This is a genomic window from Streptomyces filipinensis, assembly GCF_014649495.1.
GTDB lineage: Bacteria > Actinomycetota > Actinomycetes > Streptomycetales > Streptomycetaceae > Streptomyces > Streptomyces filipinensis.
In genome coordinates this window covers 140,436-161,174 of sequence record NZ_BMTD01000004.1, presented here as the reverse complement: position 1 = coordinate 161,174, position 20,739 = coordinate 140,436, and the positions used below count along the sequence as shown (strand labels likewise).

Genomic DNA, 20,739 nt, shown 5'->3' with positions numbered 1-20,739 from the left:
CCGGCGCGTCCCTCACGCCCGGGTCACAGCTGGGTGGGCTGGCGCAGGGTCAGGCCGTACTTCCGGGCGATCGCGTTCCACAGCGCCGCCGCCTTCACCTTCTGCGCGCTGGCGGTGTTGCTCTCCCGGTTGGCGGCCTGGGTCTCGCCCGTGACGCGGGCGTGGCCCTTGCGGCAGACCTTGCGGCCCTTGGCCTGGTCGGCCCAGGCCGCGTAGTGGTCGTCGGCCGCGGCGGACGCCTGCCAGGCCTTGGTGAGCGCGGCGGTGAGATCACCGTTGGCCGGCAGCTTGTCGACGCTCAGCCCGCCGAGCCGGGTGACCAGTCCGTTGCGCTGCTTGGCCGCGTCGCGCAGGTCGGTGGCGGCCTGGTCGAGGTTGTCGCAGCGCCTGACGTCGCCCACCGCGTTGATCACCGAGGCGCGGCTGCTGCCGCTGTCGGCGAGCAGCTTGTCCAGCGCGACCGCCTGCTGCCGGGCCGGGTCGGCGGCGGGCGCGGAGGAGCCCTGGCCGGGAGCCGGGGAGGTGGCCGCGACCGTCTTGCCGTCGGTGCCCTGGCTCTTGTCGCCCCCGCCGCTGAGCAGCACGCCGGCCCCCACGCCGACGACGACGAGGCCGACACCGATGGCGGCGATCATCGGCACCCGCGACCGGCCGCGGGGCCGGTCGTCGTCGTGCCCGGGGTCGTACGACGGCTGGTTCGCGCCGTAGGAGGGCTGCTGCGGGCTGTACGACGCCTGCGCCGGACCCGGGTAGGCGTCCGGCTGCTGGACGCGCGGCATCTGCTGGGTGGAGCCGGCCGGGCCGTCGCCGCCCGCCGGGCCGCCGCGGAAGAGGTTGTCGAACTCGGAGGGCGGCTGCCGGTCCGCGCCCTGCGCCTGCGCGGCGTACGGCGGGATGTACTGGGTGGCCTCCGCGTCGGACGGCGCGGGCGGCGTCTGCTGCCGGGGCACCTGGCCGAGGTACCGCGTCTCCTCGGCGCCCGACTCGGGCGGCAGCGCGCCGGGTGCCACCGGCGGGATGTACTGGGTCGCGCCGTCGTCCGCCGCCGCCGGCACCGGCGGCAGGTACTGGGTGGCGCCCTCGGCGCCGGCCGCCTGCACGGGCGGGATGTACTGCGTCGCGCCCTCGTCGGCGGGTGCGGCCGGGACCGGCGGTATGTACTGCGTGGCACCGTCGGCCGTCGGGGGCAGCGGGGCGGCGGCCGCCGGGTAGGCGTCCGGCACGGCCGGCGGAAGCGGCGCGGCGCCCGCCTGCGGCTGCGGGTGCCGCGGCTGCTGGTACGGATCGGGGGTGCCGTGACCGGGCTGCGGGCCGGCGCCGTAGCCACCCTGGTGGTCGTACGACGGCTGGCCGGCGTACGCCGGAGCCGGTGCGCCCTCCGGGGGCAGCGGGCCGGGGTTCGCGGCGGGGAGCTGCTGGTGCGGGGCATCGGGGGTGTGCCACTGCTGGGCCGCCGCCGGGGGCCAGGCCTGGTCCTGCTGGGGCGCCTGCTGCCCGGGCCCCCAGGAACCGCCCCAGGCCTGACCGCCGGCCGGCGCGGCGGGGGCGGGCGGGCCGGTCATGCCGGGCAGCAAGGGCTCGCCTCCGTCGGAGGGCAGCACGATGCCTTCGTGCGCGGGCCGCGCCGAGGGCTCCTCGCCCCGTCCACTCTGCGTCACCGGGACTCCTACTAATGGGGGACCTTGTGAATCGGGCTCACGCTACCGGGTCCCCCGAGCCGGGTGCCACGCAGCTCAGGGCGCGATCTTCTTCCCTGTGACACCGGTAACACAGCCGTCCCGCGGAGCGCTGTACATGGCACGTACAGGGCGCCCCTCCCTGCCGACGGGTGCCGTTCGCCATGCGTTCACGCGACCGCGGGACCGGTGTTCACGCCGCCTGCTGGAGATCGAGGCGCGCCCCGAACTCCCGTACCACCGCCTCCTCCCGGAAGGGCTCCAGGCGCTGCTGCAGATCCTCCAGGTACTCCGCTCCCCGGTTGGAGCGCAGCGACTCCAGCAGCTCCACCGCCTTCACGCCCGTGCTGCAGGCCTGTTCGATCTCCCGCTGCTGCACCTGGGCCGTGGCCAGCAGCACATAGCCGATGGCGCGCCTGCGGGCCCTGGTCTCCGGATGCCCGGCCAGCGACTGCTCGGCGTACCGGGCCGCCTGCTCGGCCTGCCCGAGGTCGCGGTGACAGTGCGCCAGCTCGTCGGCGAGATACGCCTCGTCGAAGTGCCGGATCCACACCGGGTCGTCGTCGCGGGAGCCGTCGGCCTGCTCCATCGCCGTCACCGCCCGCCCGATGGACGCCTGCGCCGCGCGGGTGTCGCCGAGCAGGGCGTGCCCGCGCGCCTCGGCCGCGTGGAACATCGCCTCCACACGCGGGGTCACCTGCCCCCGCGTCCCCTCCTGCGCGGCCCGCGCCAGCTGGGAGATCTCACGCGGGTTCCCGAGCTGCGCGGCGAGGTGGCTCATGGACGCGGCCAGGACGTAACCGCCGTACCCGCGGTCCCCGGCGGCCTGCGCCAGCCGCAGCGACTGGATGTAGTACCGCTGGGCCAGCCCCGGTTGCCCGGTGTCCACCGCCATGTAGCCCGCCAGCTCGGTCAGCCGGGACACGGCCGCGAAGAGTTCCCGCCCGACCGTCTCCCGGTACGAGCCCGCGAGCAGCCCGGACACGACGCTGTTGAGGTAGTGCACGACGACCGGGCGGACGTGCCCGCTGCCGTACTGGTGGTCGAGATCGGTCAGCGCCTGCGTCATGGACCGTACGGCCGCCACGTCGGCCTGCCCCACGCGCGGCCCGGCCTGCCGGCTCACCTGGGCGTCCGGCGCCGAGATCAGCCAGTCGCGGCTGGGCTCGACCAGCGCGGAGGCGGCGACGGAGGAGCCGGACAGGAAGTCCCGCCGGCCCACGTCGCTGCGCCACAGCTCGCAGACCTGCTCGATGGCCCCCAGTACCGTCGGCGAGAACTGGAGACCGACGCCCGAGGCCAGGTTCTTGCCGTTGGCCATGCCGATCTCGTCGATCGTGACCGTACGGCCGAGCTTGCGCCCGAGCGCCTCCGCGATGATCGCCGGGGCCCGGCCCCGGGGCTGCTGGCCCCGCAGCCAGCGGGCCACGGACGTCTTGTCGTAGCGCAGGTCGAGGCCGTGCTCGGCGCCGCACATGTTGACCCGCCGGGCCAGCCCGGCGTTCGAGCACCCCGCTTCCTGGATGAGTGCCTGCAGCCGTTCGTTCGGCTGCCTCGCCACGAGAGGCCTTGCGGCCATGTGCTACCCCCTGCGTTGCGATCCCCTGGACGTGACCGTTCCGGAAAGATCACTGCCCAGCTGACATACCGTCAATGCGCGACATGTGCCGTTTGCCGGGGTAACGACGGCTGCCAACCCCCTCCCTGGCTACCCAGCTCACGCCGTGCCTCCTCCCGCGCGCCCCCGCCCGTGCACCCATGCGCCCCGACTGCGGAACCGATGCTCCGCCCCCGCGCGCACCGCAGCCGTAACTCCAGGTGGACGCGGGAGTTGAGAGGGACGTGGAAGAGACGATCGCGGGCGCCCGAAACACTCAGATTGCCGGTCAGATTCCGCAGCAACGCAGGGAATCGCTGCTGGAGACCGCCGTACGCTACGCCGAGGAACGCCACTGGGACGTGTTCCCGGGCACCTGTCTGGAAGCGGTCGCCGGCCAGCAGCGCTGCTCGTGCGGCGACGCTTCCTGCCCTGCGCCGGGTGCGCACCCCGCGCGCCCCGACTGGGCCACACAGGCGACCGGCAGCGCGACGGTCGCCCGCCGGATGTGGCAGAAGCAGCCGACGGCGTCGATCCTGCTGCCGACGGGGCGGACGTTCGACGCGCTGTCCGTCCCGGAGAGCGCGGGATTCCTGGCCCTCGCCCGGATGGAGCGGATGGAGTTGACCCTGGGCCCGGTCACGCTCAGCCCGGACCGGCGGATGAACTTCTTCGTCCTGCCGGGGGCGTCCGCAAAAGTCCCCGAGCGGGTACGGAAGTTGGGGTGGACGCTCTCGTCCCTGGATCTGGTCGCCCTGGGCGAAGGATCGTATGTGGCCGCTCCCCCCACCCGGTTCGGGTCCCGGGGAGCTGTGCAGTGGGCCTGCCGGCCCACGCCGGCGAACCGGTGGCTGCCGGACGCGGAGGAGTTGATCTCGCCGCTCGCTTACGCGTGCGGCCGGGACCGGTAGCCGTCTCCGCCGCGTGGATCCGGTCCCGCTGCCCGCGCCGTAGCCTTCATGCATGACGGATGTGGCAGTGCGGGTGCGGGGGCTCTGGAAGCGGTTCGGGCAGCAGGTCGCCGTCGGCGGCATCGATCTCGCCCTGCCCGCCGGGAAGTTCATAGGGCTGGTCGGGCCGAACGGGGCCGGGAAGACCACCACCCTCTCCATGGTGACCGGGCTGCTGCGGCCCGATGACGGGACCGTGGAGGTCGTCGGGCACGACGTGTGGCGGGACCCGGTGGCCGTCAAGGCACGGATCGGGGTGCTGCCGGAGGGGCTCAGGCTGTTCGAGCGGCTGTCGGGGCGGGAGTTGCTCGGGTACGCGGGGCGGCTGCGCGGGCTGCCGGGAGCCGAGGTCGACAAACGGGCCACCCAGCTGCTGGACGTCCTCGACCTGGCCGGCGCCCAGCACAAGCTCGTCGTCGACTACTCGACCGGCATGCGCAAGAAGATCGGACTCGCCGCCGCCCTGCTGCACAACCCCGACGTCCTCTTCCTCGACGAGCCCTTCGAGGGCGTCGACCCGGTGTCCGCGCAGATCATCCGGGGCGTCCTGGAGCGGTACACGGCCTCCGGCGCCACCGTCGTCTTCTCCTCCCACGTCATGGAGCTGGTCGAGTCGCTGTGCGACTGGGTCGCGGTGATGGCGGCCGGGCGGATCCGCGCCACCGGCCCGCTGGCCGAGGTCCGCGGCGCGCATCCGACCCTCCAGGGGGCGTTCCTGGAGCTGGTCGGGGCGAGCGGCCGGGACACCGGGTCCGACCTGGACTGGCTGGGCGGCGGGGCGGCCCGATGACGAACCTCACCGCCGCCCTCGTGCGGCTGAAACTGTCCCTGCTGCGGAACGGACTACGGCAGTCCGGGGGCCGGCGGGCCGCGTTCGTCGCCTCGGCGGTCGTCACGGTCCTGTTCGCCCTGCTGCAACTGCTCGGACTGCTCGCGCTGCACGGGCATCCGCACGCCGAGGCCGTCGCCGTACCGGGGACCGCCCTGCTGGCGCTGGGCTGGGCGGTGCTGCCGCTGTTCTTCCCGACCGGCGACGAGACGCTGGACCCGACCCGGCTGGTGATGCTTCCGCTGCGCCCCCGGCCGCTGGTCCGGGCGCTGCTCGCGGCCTCCCTGGTCGGCACCGGCCCGCTGTTCACCCTGCTGGTCCTCGCGGGCTGCGCACTGTCCCTGGCGCACGGCCCCGCCGGGTACCTGTGCGCCGTCGCCGTCGTCGTCCCCTCCCTGCTGGTCTGCGTGGCGCTGGCCCGGGCCGTCGCCACCGCCAACGTACGGCTGCTGAGCAGCAGGAAGGGCCGCGACCTGGCCGTCCTGAGCGGGCTGGTGATCGCCGTCGGGGCACAGCTGGTCAACTTCGGCGCGCAGCGGCTGGGTTCGGCCGGCCTGCGACCCCTGCAGCCGGTCGCGGACGTGCTGGCCTGGGTGCCGCCGGCGTCGGCGGTGGCTGCGGTAGGCACGGCGAGCGAGGGGTCGTACGGCGTCGCCGCCGCCCAGCTCGCCGTGACCGGCGCCGGGCTGGCGGCACTGATCACCCTCTGGGCGCGGAGCCTCACCCGGCTGATGACCGCGCCCGACGCCTCCACACTGCCGCCGGCCGGCACGGGAAGCCGCAGCCGCCCGGCCGCCGGCCCCGGCCGGCTGCTGCCGCGAGGCCGCACGGGCACGGTCATGGAACGGAGCCTGCGCTACATCTGGCGGGACCCGAAGACCAAGGCCGCCTGGGTCGCCGCGCTGGCGATCGGGCTGATCGTGCCGGTGTTCAACGCGGTACAGGGCACCGGGTCGGTGTACTTCGCGTGCTTCGCGGCCGGGATGCTCGGCATCCAGATGTACAACCAGTTCGGGCAGGACGGCTCCGCGTTCTGGATGGTGGCCTCGACCATCTCCGCGCCCCGGGACGCCTACGCCGAGCTGCGCGGCCGGGCCCTGGCCCTGCTGCTGGTCACCCTGCCCTACGCGGCACTCGTGACGGTGCTGACGACGGCGCTGCTGGGCACCTGGGAGCGGCTGCCGGAGGTCCTGGGGCTGTCCTTGGCACTGCTCGGGGCGATGCTCGCGACCGGCGCCTGGACGTCGGCCCGCTTCCCCTACTCCATCCCCCAGGAGGGCCACAGGAACGTCGCCCCGGGCCAGGCCGGCCTCGCCTGGATCTCCATCTTCGGCGGCATGATCGCAGCGGCCCTGCTCTGCTCCCCCGTCATCGCCCTCACCGTCTGGCTCCACGTGAGCGCGGACGGGACGGGGTGGGGGTGGCTGCTGCTGCCGGCCGGGGGAGCGTACGGCACGGGACTGACCCTGGTGGGCCTGCGCCTGGCCGCTCCGCGAACGGCGGCCCGCCTCCCGGAGATCCTGACCGCCGTCAGCAAGGGGTGAGCGCGGTCCCTCAGGGGCGCCGGGAAGGCGCCCTCAGTCCCCGAGCACCTGGTCAAGAAACGACTGCACGGCCTCCCGCCAAGCCCCCGGCATGTCGTAGTGCGCGAGGTGACCGGCATCAGGAACCTCCGCGTACTGCCCCGCCGGCAGCACCCGCACCATCTCCTGCGCCTCCGCCCGCCCCAGCTCCCCGTCCAGCCCCCGCACGACCAGCGCCGGGCACCGCACCTGGGCCAGCTCCTCCCAGTGCGCGTCGTACACCCATGTCTCCCGGGACCTGAGCATCTGCTCCGGCTCGAAGACGGGCCGCCAGCCGTCGGCGCACTCGTGCATCACCTCGGCGTAGTACTCCCCGCGCGCCGGGTTCGGCCGCTCCACCCACGGATCGTCCTCACCGAACCACTTGCGGACGTCGGCGAGCGTCGCGAAGGGAAGGGGCCACGCCCTGAACCAGTCCGCCCACTCCCGCTGCGAGGCGGCCCCCAGCGCGGAGGCCCGCATGTCACAGATGACCAGGCCCCGCACCAGTTCCGGGCGCCTCGCGGCGAGCTGCCAGGCGGTCAGCGCGCCCATCGCGTGGCCGATGAGCACCACGGGGGCGAGACCGAGCTGTTCCACCGCGGCCTCGGCGTCCTCGACATACGCCTCACGGGTCCAGGCCGCCTGCGGGGGCTTCTCGCTCTGCCCGTGGCCGCGCTGGTCGAGGGCGACCGCGCGGTGGCGTGCGGCGAGCCAGCGGGCGGTCGAGGCCCAGTGGGAGGCCCGGCCCATCAGACCGTGGAGTAACAGCACGCCCGGACCGCCCGGCCCGGGGTCCGCCCCGCCGTCCGGGCCGTCGAGCCCCGTCTTGGGCGGATCGGCGAACTCCCAGGCGGCCAGGCGCACACCGCCCGCTCCCGTCACGTCCATACGCCGCGCCATCGGCCTGGCACCCCCCAGCTCCGCCTGCCTCGTACCGGTGTACTGCCGTACTCGTACTCGCTGCTGTCGCTGTCGTACTGCCGCCGCAGACTATCGAATACCCATTCGAAAGATCTGTCTCTGCGGACAACACCCCTCATTCGAGTGACACCCCTCCAGGAATGATCGCCGCCGCCCAGGGGATCTTTTCTGGCGGGAGGCGGACCGCTCGGGGAAAAACGGTCCGAGGGGGATGACCCTGAGAGCTCGGGGCTCCGGGTCAGCACAGGGGAGGACAGGCCCCGGCGCCACAAGGCGCCGGGGCCCTCCCCTGCTCAGCGCTTGGCGACGAACACATGCGAGGCGACATCCGCCTCCAGCTCGGCCGCCTCGCCGCCACTGCCCACCAGCACACCGCCGGCCGACTCCGTCACGCTCACCACGGAGCCGGGCTGCACACCCGCACGCCGCAGCGTGTACATCAGCTGGGCGTCCGTCTGGATCGGCTCGCCGATCCGGCGGACCACGACCGTCTTGCCGTCCGTGCCCGGATCCAGGTCGGCCAGCGAGACCATGCTCTCGTCCAGGAACGGGTCGGCCCCGTCCTTCTCGCCCAGCTCCTCAAGCCCCGGGATCGGGTTGCCGTACGGCGACTCGGTGGGATGCCGCAGCAGCTCCAGCACGCGCCGCTCGACGGCCTCGCTCATCACGTGCTCCCAGCGGCAGGCCTCCGCGTGCACCTGCTCCCACTCCAGGCCGATCACATCGACGAGAAGACACTCGGCCAGCCGGTGCTTGCGCATCACGCGCGTCGCCAGCCGACGGCCCTCGTCCGTCAGCTCCAGGTGCCGGTCGCTGGCCACGGACACCAGACCGTCGCGCTCCATGCGCGCCACCGTCTGGCTGACCGTCGGCCCGCTCTGGTCCAGCCGCTCCGCGATGCGGGCGCGCATGGGGACGACGCCTTCCTCTTCGAGTTCGAGGATGGTGCGGAGATACATCTCCGTGGTGTCGATCAGTCCGGACATACGTGCCCCTCGATTACCTCTGCCGGCAGCCCGGCGCGTGCGCTGGCCCTGGCATCAATTCTGCCGGATCCCACTGACATCTGGGGGCCGCGGCGAAAACGGGCGGCCACCGGGGAGCCGCCGCCCGCGCCGCGCCGTATTGACACCGCACTGGTCCAGACCGCACGGTGATCCGCGACACAGACGCTGCGAAGGGGCACCGCATGAGCGACGGCACGCCTGCCGACCTGTTCTTCGACGCCGCCATCACCCTGCTGCGACGGCTCCGCGAGGAGGAGGCCGAGCCGATCACCGCGGCCGCCACCCTGCTCGCCGACACCGTCGCCGCCGGCGGCCGCCTGTTCGCCTTCGGCGCCGGGCACTCCTCGCTGGCCGCCCAGGACGTCGTCTACCGCGCCGGCGGCCTCGCCCTGATGAACCTGCTCGCCGTCCCCGGCGTCGTCGGCGTCGACGTCACCCCCGCCACCCTCGGCTCCGCCCTCGAACGCGTCGACGGACTCGCGAGCGCCGTCCTCGACACCTCACCCGTCCGGCCGGGCGACGCCCTGGTGATCATCTCCCTCTCCGGCCGCAACGCACTGCCCGTGGAGATGGCCCTCAACGCCCGCGCCCACGGCGTCCGGGTCATCGGCGTCACCTCGGTCGCCTACGCCGCGCAGACCACGTCCCGGCACAGCTCCGGCACCTTCCTCAAGGACCACTGCGACATCGTCCTGGACTCCAAGATCGCCGTCGGCGACGCGGAACTCACCCTGGACACCATCCCGGCGCCCTTCGCCCCCGCCTCCACGGTCGTCACCACCGCCCTGATGCAGGCCGTCCTGGCCACCACCGCCGCCACCCTCGCCGACCGCGGCATCGAACCCCCGCTCCTGCGCTCCGGCAACGTCGACGGCGGCCACGAGTGGAACGCCCGCGTGCTGGAGGAGTACGGGGACCGGATCTTCTACCGCCGCTGAGCAGGGCACCGCCGCTCGCGCACACGCAGACGACCCGCGAGCTCGGGTCCTTGGCCTCTCGGGCCAAGAAGCCGGCCGGACGTACCGGCGAGCTCGCGGGTCGGGTGACTGCTTGGGATTGGGCCGGCTGCACGCCTTTACGTGCTGGTCCGGCACCGCACTGGATGTGGTGGCGGGCCGCTAGCCCGCAGCCACCTCACGCGTCCGGTTCTCATACATCTGCCGAACCACCTCCCTTCTCGTGTACCCACAGCCTAGGAAGCCGACGGGAGGCGCTCAACCTCTTTTTTCGGCGCGCGTCTTTCGGTGCGCATCGATTCCCTCAATCTTGCGGGAACAGGATGTGGGCTGGGTCACGTTCGAGTTGAATGAAGGGCAGTGAGCGAACCGCGCGCCGGATGCGCGCCGACGCAGCCTCCAGGGGGTCCATGTGAGTGCTTCCCGGCGGAGTGGGACCACCGATGAGCTGGGGCCGGACGAGCCCGGCGAGTCCGGGGGATCCGACCTGCTCGCCGCGCTGCTCGACGGCATGGACGCGGCGCTGTGCGCCTTCGACGCCGACGGGGTCGTCACGCACTGGAACCGTGAGGCCGAGCGGATCCTGGGGTGGACGGCCGCCGAGGCGGTGGGGCGGCACGGGTTCGCCGGGTGGGCGGTGCGCAGCGCCGACGCCGAGGAGGTGCAGGCCCGGCTGATCTCGGCGATGCACGCGCCCGGGCGGCAGGTGCATGAGTTCGCGCTGGTCACGAAGGACGGCGGACGGGTGCTGGTGCGGACGCAGTCCGCCGCCGTGCGCGGTCCGGAGGGGAAGCCGGCCGGCCTGTACTGCGCGTTCAGCGAGGTGCACGCGCAGATCGATCTGGAGCGGTCGATCGCGCTGAGCGAGGCGCTGTTCGAGGACGCGGCCTGGGGGGTCGTACTGATCGACGCCGATCTGCGGCCCGCCGTGGTCAACGCGTACGCGGCCCGGGTCCTCGGGATCGGGCGCACGTCGGCGCTGGGCAGGCCGCTCGGTGAGCTGCTCGCGCAGGGCGTGGAGGAGCTGGAGGCCGCGCTCACGCATGTGCTGGCCGAGGGTGCGCCGCCCGCGCCGGCCGAGATGTGGGTGGCCGTGCGGGCCTCGGAGGGCGAGAAGCGGCGCTGCTGGCGGAACGGGTTCGTGCGGCTGGCCTCGCCGCTGGCGGAGGAGCCGGTGCCGCTGGGCGTCGGCTGGCTGTTCCAGGACGTCACGGAGGCCAAGCAGGGCGAGCAGGAGGCGGCCCTGCTGCGGTTCCGTACCAACCAGCTGCACCGGGCCGCGCGTGCCGCCGCCGAGTGCGAGGATCCGGCCGAGGCGGCCACCGTCCATCTGGACTTCGCCCTGGCGGGGTTCGCGGATCACGCGTTGATCGACCGTGTCCTGCCGTCCCCGCGTCCGGCGGGTGAGGAGGGGGCCGTACGGCTGGTGCGGCTGGCGGCGACGCCCGCCGGGGCGCCGGGGCCGAGCCTGCTCACGGGCGCGGCCGGGCTGCCGGTGCGCTACGAGGCGGGTCATCCGGCGCTGCAGTGTGTGGAGCGGTCCGGGGCCGTTCGCGCGGACGCCGGGTCGGTCCCCGCGGAGCGGGCGCGGGAGTGGGCGCTGGCCCGGCAGTGGCCCGGTGACGCGGTGCACGCCCTGTGTGTGGTGCTGCGCAGCCGGGGGCGGACGCTGGGTGTGGTGACGTTCCTGCGCGGTGCGGGACGCAGCCGTTTCGAACGGTCGGACGCGGCCTATGCGGAGGACGTGGCGGCGCGGATCGCGGCGGCGCTGGATCTGGCGGAGGCGGTGCGGGACGCGTAGGCCTCGGGGCGGGTCAGGGACTGAGGCGTTCCACCTGCCAGCGGCCGTCGGGCCGCAGGGTGTACAGGAGGCGGTCGTGGAGGCGGTTCTCGCGGCCCTGCCAGAACTCGATCGTCTCCGGGGTGACGCGGTAGCCGCCCCAGTGCGGGGGGACGGGGACCTGTTCGCCTTCGGGGTAGCGGGCCTCCAGGTCGGCGTAGGCGGTGTCCAGTTCGGCGCGGGAGGCGATGGGTGCGGACTGGGCGCTGGCCCAGGCGCCCAGCTGTGAGCCGTGCGGGCGGCTGCGGAAGTAGGCGGTGGTCTCGTCGCGGGCGGTGCGGTGGGCGGTGCCGGTGACGATGACCTGGCGGGCGAGCGGGTGCCAGGGGAAGAGCAGGCAGGTGTGCGGGTTCTCGGCCAGGTCGCGGGCCTTGCGGGAGTCGTAGTTGGTGTAGAAGACGAAGCCCTCGGTGTCGAACTGCTTCATGAGGACGGTGCGCGAGCTGGGGCGGCCTGTCGCGTCCGCCGTGGAGACGACCATCGCGTTGGGTTCGTAGACCGTGCCGTGCAGGGCCGCCCGGGCGGCGTCCTCGAACCAGCGGGCGAACTGGTCCATGGGGTGCGTGGCGAGGTCCTGTTCGGCGAGGCCCTCGGCCCGGTACTGCTTGCGCATGGCCGCAGGGTCGAGGACGGGGTCCGGAAAGGGTTCGCGGTCGGTCACGCGGTCATCTTGCCGACGTGCGGTGTGTGCGTCCAGGAGGCCTCCGACGGCTCTGGCACTGAGTGTCGCGTGGGCTCCCCAAGTGTGACACTGGGGGTTATCGTGCTGGTTCCCTTGCGGTTTGGGTGACCACCGGCCGATCGGGGCATCACGGGGGTGACCGCCGCCGACCACATCACGAGGAGCCGCCTGATGTCCGATTTCGTACCCGGACTCGAGGGAGTCGTCGCGTTCGAGACGGAGATCGCCGAACCGGACAAGGAGGGCGGTGCCCTGCGCTACCGGGGCGTCGACATCGAGGATCTGGTGGGGCACGTCTCGTTCGGGAACGTGTGGGGGCTGCTGGTCGACGGTGCCTTCAATCCCGGTCTGCCGCCCGCGGAGCCGTTCCCGATCCCGGTGCACTCCGGGGACATCCGGGTGGACGTGCAGTCGGCGCTGGCCATGCTGGCGCCGGTGTGGGGGCTGAAGCCGCTGCTCGACATCGACGAGCGGCGGGCCCGGGACGACCTGGCGCGGGCGGCCGTCATGGCGCTGTCGTACGTCGCCCAGTCCGCGCGGGGGCAGATGCTGCCGATGGTGCCGCAGCGGGAGATCGACAAGGCGAAGTCGGTGGTGGAGCGGTTCATGATCCGCTGGCGGGGTGAGCCGGATCCGCGGCATGTCGCGGCCGTGGACGCGTACTGGACGTCCGCCGCCGAGCACGGGATGAACGCGTCGACGTTCACGGCGCGGGTGATCGCGTCGACGGGCGCGGACGTCGCCGCGGCGCTGTCCGGGGCGGTCGGGGCGATGTCCGGGCCGCTGCACGGGGGTGCGCCGTCGCGGGTGCTCGGGATGATCGAGGAGATCGAGCGGACGGGGGACGCGGAGGCGTATGTCCGGCAGGCCCTGGACCGGGGTGAGCGGCTGATGGGGTTCGGGCACCGGGTGTACCGGGCGGAGGATCCGCGGGCGCGGGTGCTGCGGCGCACGGCGCGGGAGCTGGGGGCTCCGCGGTTCGAGGTCGCGGAGGCGCTGGAGAAGGCGGCGCTGGAGGAGCTGCACAACCGGCGGCCGGATCGGGTGCTGGCCACGAACGTGGAGTTCTGGGCCGCGATCATGCTGGACTTCGCCGAGGTCCCGGCGAACATGTTCACTTCGATGTTCACGTGCGCCCGTACGGCGGGGTGGTCGGCGCACATTCTTGAGCAGAAGCGGACCGGTCGTCTGGTGCGGCCTTCCGCTCGGTATGTGGGACCGGGGCCGCGGCGGCCGGAGGACATCGAGGGGTACGGGGAGATCGCCCGCTGAGAAGGGGCGGCTCAGGGGCGCGGACGGCTGCGGGCCGGTGGTGGCCCGTCGCGCCCACGCGGCGGAGCCGCCTGTCGGTACCGCCCCGCGCCCCTGAGAGGCGCCCCTTGGGGGCGGCTTCTCACGCGGGCGCCAGCAGCTCCGCGTGGTGCCTCTCCGCCACCAGCGGGTGGGCCCTGAGTTTGCCCTTGAGTTCGTTGTAGCCGTACTCGGCGTAGAGGGGGTTCGTCGGGTCCGTCGTGATGCCGGGGGCCTTCGACGCGTGCGGGAAGGGCAGCGGCTCGACCCGCGCGTCCAGGCGGGGGTTGTAGAAGAACGGCACGGAGAAGCGTTCGGTGGCCCCGGGAGGGCTGACCACGCGGTGGTTGGTGGCCAGCAGGTAGCCGTTGGTGGCGACCTCCAGGAGTTCGCCGAGATTGACCACGAAGGCGCCGTCGATGGGCGGGACGTCGTGGAAGCGGCCGTCCTCGCGCTGGACCTGGAGGCCGCCCACGGTGTCCTGCAGGAGCAGGGTCAGGAAGCCGTAGTCCTTGTGGGCACCCACGCCCTGGTCGGTGCCGTCGCCCGCGCTGCCGGGGTAGCGGACGAGCTTGAGGTGGGGGTGGGCGTGGTCGCCGAAGACCGGGTCGTAGAAGTCGGCGGGGGCGCCTATCGCGGTGAGGAGTTCGCGCAGGAGGCGTTCGGCGACCCCGCTGAGCTTGTCGATCCAGGCGAGGGCCGCGGTGCGCAGCTCGGGGAGGGCGGCCGGCCACTGGTTGGGGCCCTGCAGCCACCAGTACGGGGGTTCGCCGGCGGCGGGGACGCGGGCGGGGCGTTCGGCGCCTATGTCGAGCTGGTCGCGCCAGTCGCGGGCGCCGGCGGTGCGTTCGTCGCCGGTGCGGGTGTAGCCGCGGAAATGGGGCGAGTTGACGTTGTCGAGGGCGAGCCGGTCGGCCTCGGGGAGGGTGAAGAAGGCGCGCATGGCGGTGAGCAGCGCGTCGGTCTCGGCCGGGGTGACGCCGTGCCCGACGAGCTGGAAGAAACCCACGTCGTGTGCGGCGCTGTGCAGTTGGGCGTGGAGCAGTGCGCGGGCCTGGGGGCCGTGTTCGGCCGCCGACAGGTCGATGATGGGGAGCTGGTCGTACGACGAGGTCGTCGTCGCGGTGTGCGTCGTCATGGATGCGTCCACAGGGGTGTGTGGGCCACGGGCAGGCCGCCGAGGGTAGGGCGGCGCCCAGGATGCCGTAAGAAGGGGAGAAAAAAGGGGGCTGAATCAGGCCGAATGGCGACAGCCCATGCTCGTGACGCGCACGTAGTCCACGTGGCGGCGTCGAACGAGCATCGGAAGCATGCGGCAAGGGTACTGCCCGCCGCCGGATAGGGGTGTGGCCCACCTCACGCTCGGAGCGGGTGTGCTCGGCGGTCCGGAAGGTCCCTGTGGCCGGGACCGGGCCCCGGTGGCGGCTCAGCCCAGGGCGCGGTCGAGCAAGTCGGCCCACTGGGCGACGACGCGGTCCCGGCGGGCGGTGTCGTCGGTGAGGAGGTTGGCGAGGCCGAGGCCGCGGGCCATGTCGAGCAGGCCCTGGACGTTCTCGCGGACGCCGGGGCGGGACTCGTCGGCGCCGAGGAGGTCGACGGCGATGCGGTGGGTCTCGCGGCCGACGCGGGCCTCCAGCTCGGTCACGCGCGAGCGCAGCTGGTCCTCGTTGGAGGCGGCGACCCACAGGTGCAGGGCGGCGCGGAAGAGGGGGCCGGTGTAGAGGTCGACGAGGGCGGCGACGACGGCGCGGCGGTCGGCGGGGCCGCCCGGGAAGAGCGCCCGCAGGGCGGTGGAGCGTTCCTCGGCGACGTACTCGACGGCGGCCGTGAACAGGTCCTCGCGGGTCGGGAAGTGGTGCTGGGCGGCGCCGCGGGAGACACCGGCGCGCTCGGCGACGACGGCGACGGTCGAGCCCGCCCAGCCGTGTTCGGCCAGGCAGGCCACGGCGGCCTCCAGGAGCCGCTGCCGGGTGGCCCGGCTGCGGTCCTGCTTGGGTACGCGGTCGCGTTCCACCGTTGTGCTCATGTGGTCACACCACCCATGCCGCATCCCGTCTTTCCAGGAAGGCCGTCATCCCCTCCCGGGCCTGGGCGGTGGAGAACAGCCGGGCCGAGAGCGCGGTCAGCTCCGCCGCGTCCCGGTCGAACGTTTCCAGCACCCTAGCCGTGAGCAGCTGTTTCGTCTCGTCCAGGGCCTCGGGGGAGGAGCGGCGCAGGCCGTCCAGTACGGGCGCGAGGGCTTCGTCCACGTCGTCACCGGTGACGGTGAGCAGGCCGAGGCGTACGGCTTCGGCGGGGTCGAAGCGTTCGCCGGTGAGGTAGTAGCGGGCCAGTGCGCGGGGGTCGGTGCGCGGGATGACCGGCAGGGAGATCACCGCGGGGGCCACGCCGATGCGGACCTCGGTGAAGGCGAAGGTGGCCCGGGGGCCGGCGGCGGCGATGTCGCAGGCCGCCAGGAGGCCGAGGCCGCCGGCGCGGACGTGTCCGGTGACCCGGGCGACGACGGGTCTGGGCAGCTCGACGACCTGCCGGAGCAGGGCGAGCAGGGCGTCGGGGTGGGGCGGGTCGCGCAGGTCGGCGCCGGCGCAGAAGGTGGTGCCGGTGTGGGTGAGGACGACGGCCCGGACCTCGGGGTCCCCGGCGCAGTCGGTGAGGGCGCCCGCGAGGTCGCGGACGAGTGCCGCCGAGAGCGCGTTGCGGGTCTCGGTGGCGTCCAGGCTGAGGGTTTCGACGGCACGGGCGCGCGTGCGGCCGATCAGCGCGGTCACGGGCGCTCCCTGAGCTGTCGGCGCAGGATCTTTCCGGAGGCGGCGCGGGGCACGGTGTCGACGAAGGTGACCCGGCGGACCCGCTTGTAGGGGGCGACGCGTTCGGCTACGTGCAGCATGATCTCGTTCTCGGTCAGGTCCGGGGCGGTGCCGGCGCGGACGACGAAGGCGTGCGGGATCTCGTTGCCGTCGTCGTTGCGGGAGCCGATGACGGCGGCGTCGGCGATGCCGGGGTGGGTGAGCAGCAGGGCCTCCAGTTCGGCGGGGGCCACCTGGAAGCCCTTGTACTTGATGAGTTCCTTCACCCGGTCCACGACGAACAGCCAGCCCCCGGCGTCGGTGTAGCCGACGTCCCCGGTGTGCAGCCAGCCGTCGGCGTCGATCATCGCGGCGGTGGCGTCAGGACGGCCGAGGTAGCCCTTCATCACCTGGGGGCCACGGATCAGGATCTCGCCGGGTTCGCCGGTGCCGAGGTCCTTGCCGGGGTCGCCGAGGGAGACGATCCGCATCTCGGTGCCGGCGATGAGCCTGCCGACGGTGCCGGCGGGGGCCTCGTGCAGGCGGTCGAGGGGGACGACGTGGGTGCCGGGTGACAGTTCCGTCATGCCGTAGGCCTGGCCGATGGGGGGCAGGCCGAGCCGGTCGGAGCAGGCGCGGGCGAGTGCGGCGTCCAGCGGGGCGGCGGCGCTCATGACGTACGTCAGTGAGGAGAGGTCGTAGCGGGTGACCGCCGGGTGCTTGGCGAGGGCGAGGACGATCGGCGGGGCGACGTACAGGCCGGTGATGCGGTGTTTCTCGATCGCGGCGAGGAAGGTCTCCAGGTCGAAGCGAGGCAGTACGACGACCGTGGCGCCCTTCCTCAGGGGGGCGTTCATCAGGGCGGTGAGGCCGTAGATGTGGAAGAACGGCAGCACGGCGAGGATGCGTTCGTCCGGTCCGGTGGGGACGGCGGGCTCCAGCTGGGCCAGGTTGGTGGCGATCTGCCGGTGGGTGAGCATCACGCCCTTGGGGATGCCGGTGGTGCCGGAGGAGTAGGGCAGCGCGGCGATGTCCTCGTCCGGGTCGATGGTGAGGTGCGGCTCGGGGGCGTCGGCGGCGAGCATGTCGGTCAGGGAGCGGTGTCCGGGCGCGCTGTCGCACACGAAGATCTCCCGTACGCCGCCCGCGAGTTCGGCGGCGCGGCGGGCCGTCTCCAGCAGGGGGGAGACGGTGATGATCCAGCGGGCGCCGCTGTCGCCGAGCTGTTTGGCGAACTCCTCGGGTGTGGCGAGCGGATGCACGGTGGTGACGGCCGCGCCCGCGCGTGTGGCCCCGTAGAAGGCGGTCGGGAAGGCGATGGTGTTGGGGCTGTGCAGGGCGAGGACGTCGCCCTTGCGGACGCCCGCGTCGGCGAGGGAGGCGGCGAGGCGCCGGTGGAACCGGTTCACCTGCGCGTACGAGAGGGTGGTGCCGTCCGTGCCGTCGACGAGGGCGGGGCGCTCGCCGAAGTCGGCGGCGTGGCCCAGGACGGCGTCGTGGATGGGCAGTGCTACGGGCGGAACGTCTGCGTACTCGCTGCGGAACACGGTTCCTCCAGGACGGTCTGCGGCTCGCCTAGTACGACTTGGGCAGGCCCAGGGTCTGATGGGAGACGTAGTTGAGAATCATCTCCCGGCTCACCGGAGCGATACGAGCCACGCGTGCGGCCGTTATCAACGAGGCGAGTCCGAATTCCCGGGTGAGGCCGTTGCCGCCGAGGGTGTGCACGGCCTGGTCGACGGCCTTCACGCAGGCCTCCCCGGCCGCGTACTTGGCCATGTTGGCGGCCTCACCCGCGCCGGTGTCGTCGCCGGCGTCGTAGAGGTGGGCCGCCTTCCGCGTCATCAGCCGGGCCAGTTCCAGGTCGATGTGCGCCTGCGCCAGGGGGTGGGCGATGGCCTGGTGGGCGCCGATGGGGGTCTTCCAGACGTTGCGGTCGCGGGCGTACTCGACGGCTCTGGCGAGTGCGTAGCGGCCCATCCCGATGGCGAAGGCCGCCGTCATGATGCGCTCGGGGTTGAGCCCGGCGAACAGCTGCAGCAGGCCGGCGTCCTCGTCGCCGACGAGGGCGTCGGCAGGCAGCCGTACGTCGTCCAGCACCAGCTCGAACTGCTTCTCGGCGGCGCTCAGCTCCATGTCGATCGGGCGCCGGTGGAAGCCCTCGGCGTCGGTCGGGACGATGAACAGGCAGGGCTTGAGGCGTCCGGTGCGCGCGTCCTCCGTGCGGCCGACGATGAGGACGGCGTCCGCGATGTCGACACCGGAGATGAAGACCTTGCGCCCGGTCAGGAGCCAGTCGGCGCCGTCGCGGCGGGCCGTGGTGGTGATGCGGTGGCTGTTGGAGCCGGCGTCGGGTTCGGTGATGCCGAAGGCCATGAGGCGGGTGCCGTCGGCGATACCGGGGAGCCACTGCCGCTTCTGGTCCTCCGTGCCGAAGCGGGCGATCACGGTGCCGCAGATGGCCGGTGAGACCACCAGCATGAGGAGGGGGGAGCCTGCGGCGCCCAACTCCTCCAGCACGAGGGAGAGTTCGGTGATGCCACCGCCGCCGCCTCCGTACTCCTCCGGGAGGCTGACGCCCAGGTAGCCGAGTTTGCCCGCTTCGGACCAGAGTTCGGTGGGGGGCCTGCCCGCGGCGACGGTCTGTACGAGGTAGTCGCGGCCGAAACGTCTGCCCAGGGCCGCTACCGCGGACCGCAGGGCTTTGTGTTCTTCGGATTCGATGTGCGTGGTCATGCGAGTCCTCCGAGTGCGGCGTGTGGGTGGTCGCTCGCGTGGTTCCCCGCGCCCCTTCAGGCGGGTTGCACCACTGCCAGCAGCAGGCCGGGCTCCACCTGCTGCCCGGGTCTGGCGTGCAGGGCGCTGAGCGTGCCGGTGACCGGCGCGGTGATCTGATGTTGCATCTTCATCGCCTCCAGCCATACGAGTCCCTGGCCGGCCTGCACCGTCGCCCCTTCCGTCAGGCCCTCGGCGACGCGTACGACCGTGCCCGGCATGGGGGCGAGCAGGGAGCCCGGTGCGAGCTGGGCGGTGGGGTCGGGGAAGCGGGGCAGGGCGGTCAGACGGGTGCCGTCGACGTACACCTCGTCGCCGTAGGCGCACACCTCGAACCGGCGCTCCACACCGTCGGCTTCGAGGACGACCAGGCCCTCCCCGGCGTGCACGACCCGCACCCCGTCCGCCGCGAGTCCCTGCCTGCCGTGGCGGTAGCGGACCTCGTGCTCCTCGCCCGCCATCTCGTACCGCTTGACCTGCGGCTGCGAGGGAACGTTGCGCCAGCCGCCGAAGCGGGAGCGGCCGTGGGCGTCGGCGAGGGCGGCGGCCAGGGGGGCGTACGGATCGGGGGCGGGCTCGGTGAGTCCGGTGAGGTGGCGGTCGTAGAAGCCGGTGTCGGCGCGGCCGCCGGTGAACTCCTCGTGGCGCAGCGAGCGCACCAGCAGGTCCCGGTTGGTGACCGGGCCGTGGATCACCGTGCGCTCCAGTGCGCCGGCGAGCCGGCGGATCGCCTCCGCGCGGGTGGGGGCGTGGGCGACGGCCTTGGCGAGCATGGGGTCGTAGTGGACGCCGACGGTGTCGCCGTCGGTGTAGCCCGTGTCCAGGCGGACGCCGGCCGGTACGGCGAGGCGGTGCAGGGTGCCGGTCTGCGGGGCCCAGTCGCGGGCGGGGTCCTCGGCGTACAGGCGGGCCTCGATGGCGTGGCCACGCGCGCGTGGCGGGTCCTTTTCGAGGGCGTGGCCCTCGGCGACGCGGATCTGTTCCGCCACCAGGTCGACGCCGAACACCTCCTCCGTCACCGGGTGTTCGACCTGGAGGCGGGTGTTCATCTCCAGGAAGTGGGCGCGTCCGTCGGCGACCAGGAACTCGACGGTGCCGGCGCCGACGTAGGCGACGGCGCAGGCGGCCTGCACGGCGAGCGCGTACAGGTCGTTGGTGAGCGCCTCGGAGAGGCCGGGCGCCGGGGCCTCCTCGATGACCTTCTGGTGGCGGCGCTGGAGGGAGCAGTCGCGGGTGCCGAGCGGCCAGATCGTGCCGTGGGTGTCGGCGAGGATCTGCACCTCGACGTGGCGGCCGTGTTCCAGGTACGGCTCCACGAAGACCTCGCCGTCACCGAAGGCGCTCGCGGCCTCGGCGCGTGCGCCTTCCAGGGCGGCGCCCAGCTCGTCCAGGCGGCGCACGATCCGCATCCCGCGTCCACCGCCGCCGGCGGCCGCCTTGACCAGCACCGGCAGGTCGGTCTCGACGATGTCGGCTTCGGCGAGGGCGGCGATGCCCATCAGCTCCTTCGCGCGGGTCTTGGACGCCATCGCCTCGATCGCCTCCGGAGGGGGGCCGATCCAGGTCAGTCCGGCGTCGAGGACCGCGCGGGCGAAGCCGGCGTTCTCGGCGAGGAAGCCGTAGCCGGGGTGCACGGCGTCGGCCCCGGCGGCCAGGGCCGCCTCCACGATCAGGTCGCCGCGCAGATACGTCTCGGCGGGCGCCGCGCCCGGCAGCCGTACGGCGGCGTCGGCCACGCGCGTGTGGAGTGCGTCCGCGTCGGCGTCCGAGTGCACGGCGACCGTCCGGATGCCCATGTCGCGGCAGCTGCGGAAGATCCGGCAGGCGATCTCGCCCCGGTTGGCGACGAGCAGAGTCGAAATCAC

General features: G+C 73.2%; 17 protein-coding genes. 6 read left to right on the top strand and 11 right to left on the bottom strand.

Features of this window, described 5'->3' with window-relative positions:
- Window positions 1–23: 23 nt before the first annotated feature.
- A complete protein-coding gene (locus IE244_RS11655) occupies window positions 24–1,658 on the bottom strand; it encodes a hypothetical protein (protein ID WP_191873194.1) in 1,635 nt (544 codons plus the stop codon).
- Between the two features lie 211 nt (window positions 1,659–1,869).
- Window positions 1,870–3,255 (bottom strand): NsdA family TPR-like regulatory protein, encoded by a 1,386-nt coding sequence (locus IE244_RS11650; RefSeq protein ID WP_191873192.1) that lies wholly within the window; start codon window positions 3,253–3,255, stop codon window positions 1,870–1,872.
- Between the two features lie 263 nt (window positions 3,256–3,518).
- On the opposite strand from IE244_RS11650, the gene IE244_RS11645 reads away from it, so the two are divergent.
- From IE244_RS11645 to IE244_RS11635, 3 genes are read left to right on the top strand one after another with little or no spacing between them, the layout of a single operon-like run.
- On the top strand, window positions 3,519–4,184 hold the full coding sequence (locus IE244_RS11645; protein ID WP_191873190.1) for a bifunctional DNA primase/polymerase: 666 nt from the start codon (window positions 3,519–3,521) through the stop codon (window positions 4,182–4,184).
- Between the two features lie 52 nt (window positions 4,185–4,236).
- A complete protein-coding gene (locus IE244_RS11640; protein WP_191873188.1) occupies window positions 4,237–5,013 on the top strand; it encodes an ABC transporter ATP-binding protein in 777 nt (258 codons plus the stop codon).
- A complete protein-coding gene (locus IE244_RS11635) occupies window positions 5,010–6,596 on the top strand; it encodes a transporter (RefSeq protein ID WP_191873187.1) in 1,587 nt (528 codons plus the stop codon). Before IE244_RS11640 ends, IE244_RS11635 begins: the two co-directional genes overlap by 4 nt.
- Window positions 6,597–6,629: 33 nt before the next feature.
- Here IE244_RS11635 and IE244_RS11630 read toward each other — a convergent pair whose 3' ends face one another.
- The gene (locus IE244_RS11630; RefSeq protein WP_191873186.1) at window positions 6,630–7,517 is read right to left on the bottom strand and encodes an alpha/beta fold hydrolase; all 888 of its coding nucleotides are present in this window, start codon (window positions 7,515–7,517) and stop codon (window positions 6,630–6,632) included.
- 314 nt (window positions 7,518–7,831) lie between these two features.
- The gene (locus tag IE244_RS11625) at window positions 7,832–8,524 is read right to left on the bottom strand and encodes an iron-dependent transcriptional repressor DtxR (protein ID WP_031169316.1); all 693 of its coding nucleotides are present in this window, start codon (window positions 8,522–8,524) and stop codon (window positions 7,832–7,834) included.
- Between the two features lie 203 nt (window positions 8,525–8,727).
- On the opposite strand from IE244_RS11625, the gene IE244_RS11620 reads away from it, so the two are divergent.
- Window positions 8,728–9,483, top strand: coding sequence for an SIS domain-containing protein (locus IE244_RS11620; protein ID WP_191873184.1), 756 nt, complete (start codon window positions 8,728–8,730; stop codon window positions 9,481–9,483).
- Between the two features lie 430 nt (window positions 9,484–9,913).
- Window positions 9,914–11,302: a PAS domain-containing protein gene (locus IE244_RS11615; protein ID WP_191873182.1), complete on the top strand. Its 1,389-nt coding sequence runs from the start codon at window positions 9,914–9,916 to the stop codon at window positions 11,300–11,302.
- 13 nt (window positions 11,303–11,315) lie between these two features.
- On the opposite strand, the gene pdxH is transcribed toward IE244_RS11615, so the two are convergent.
- Complete coding sequence (gene pdxH, locus IE244_RS11610) at window positions 11,316–12,002, bottom strand: pyridoxamine 5'-phosphate oxidase (RefSeq protein WP_191873180.1); 687 nt, start codon at window positions 12,000–12,002, stop codon at window positions 11,316–11,318.
- Between the two features lie 192 nt (window positions 12,003–12,194).
- Between pdxH and IE244_RS11605 the strand changes: the two genes are divergently transcribed.
- Entirely contained in the window at window positions 12,195–13,295 is a 1,101-nt protein-coding gene (locus IE244_RS11605) for a citrate synthase 2 (RefSeq protein WP_031169308.1), read from the top strand.
- Between the two features lie 121 nt (window positions 13,296–13,416).
- Here the strand turns inward: IE244_RS11605 and IE244_RS11600 are convergent, their stop codons facing one another.
- The 6 genes from IE244_RS11600 to IE244_RS11575 form a co-directional block, all read right to left on the bottom strand.
- Window positions 13,417–14,451, bottom strand: a complete 1,035-nt coding sequence (locus IE244_RS11600; RefSeq protein ID WP_191873177.1) for an isopenicillin N synthase family dioxygenase — start codon at window positions 14,449–14,451, stop codon at window positions 13,417–13,419.
- Window positions 14,452–14,739: 288 nt separating this feature from the next.
- The gene (locus IE244_RS11595; RefSeq protein WP_191873175.1) at window positions 14,740–15,339 is read right to left on the bottom strand and encodes a TetR/AcrR family transcriptional regulator; all 600 of its coding nucleotides are present in this window, start codon (window positions 15,337–15,339) and stop codon (window positions 14,740–14,742) included.
- A gap of 4 nt (window positions 15,340–15,343) precedes the next feature.
- Window positions 15,344–16,081, bottom strand: coding sequence for an enoyl-CoA hydratase family protein (locus tag IE244_RS11590; protein WP_191873173.1), 738 nt, complete (start codon window positions 16,079–16,081; stop codon window positions 15,344–15,346).
- Window positions 16,078–17,646 carry a 4-coumarate--CoA ligase family protein gene (locus IE244_RS11585; protein WP_191873171.1) on the bottom strand — a complete coding sequence of 523 codons (1,569 nt, stop codon included), beginning with the start codon at window positions 17,644–17,646 and terminating at the stop codon, window positions 16,078–16,080. Before IE244_RS11585 ends, IE244_RS11590 begins: the two co-directional genes overlap by 4 nt.
- A gap of 28 nt (window positions 17,647–17,674) precedes the next feature.
- Window positions 17,675–18,835, bottom strand: coding sequence for an acyl-CoA dehydrogenase family protein (locus tag IE244_RS11580; protein WP_191873162.1), 1,161 nt, complete (start codon window positions 18,833–18,835; stop codon window positions 17,675–17,677).
- Window positions 18,836–18,891: 56 nt separating this feature from the next.
- Entirely contained in the window at window positions 18,892–20,739 is a 1,848-nt protein-coding gene (locus IE244_RS11575) for an acetyl/propionyl/methylcrotonyl-CoA carboxylase subunit alpha (protein WP_191873161.1), read from the bottom strand.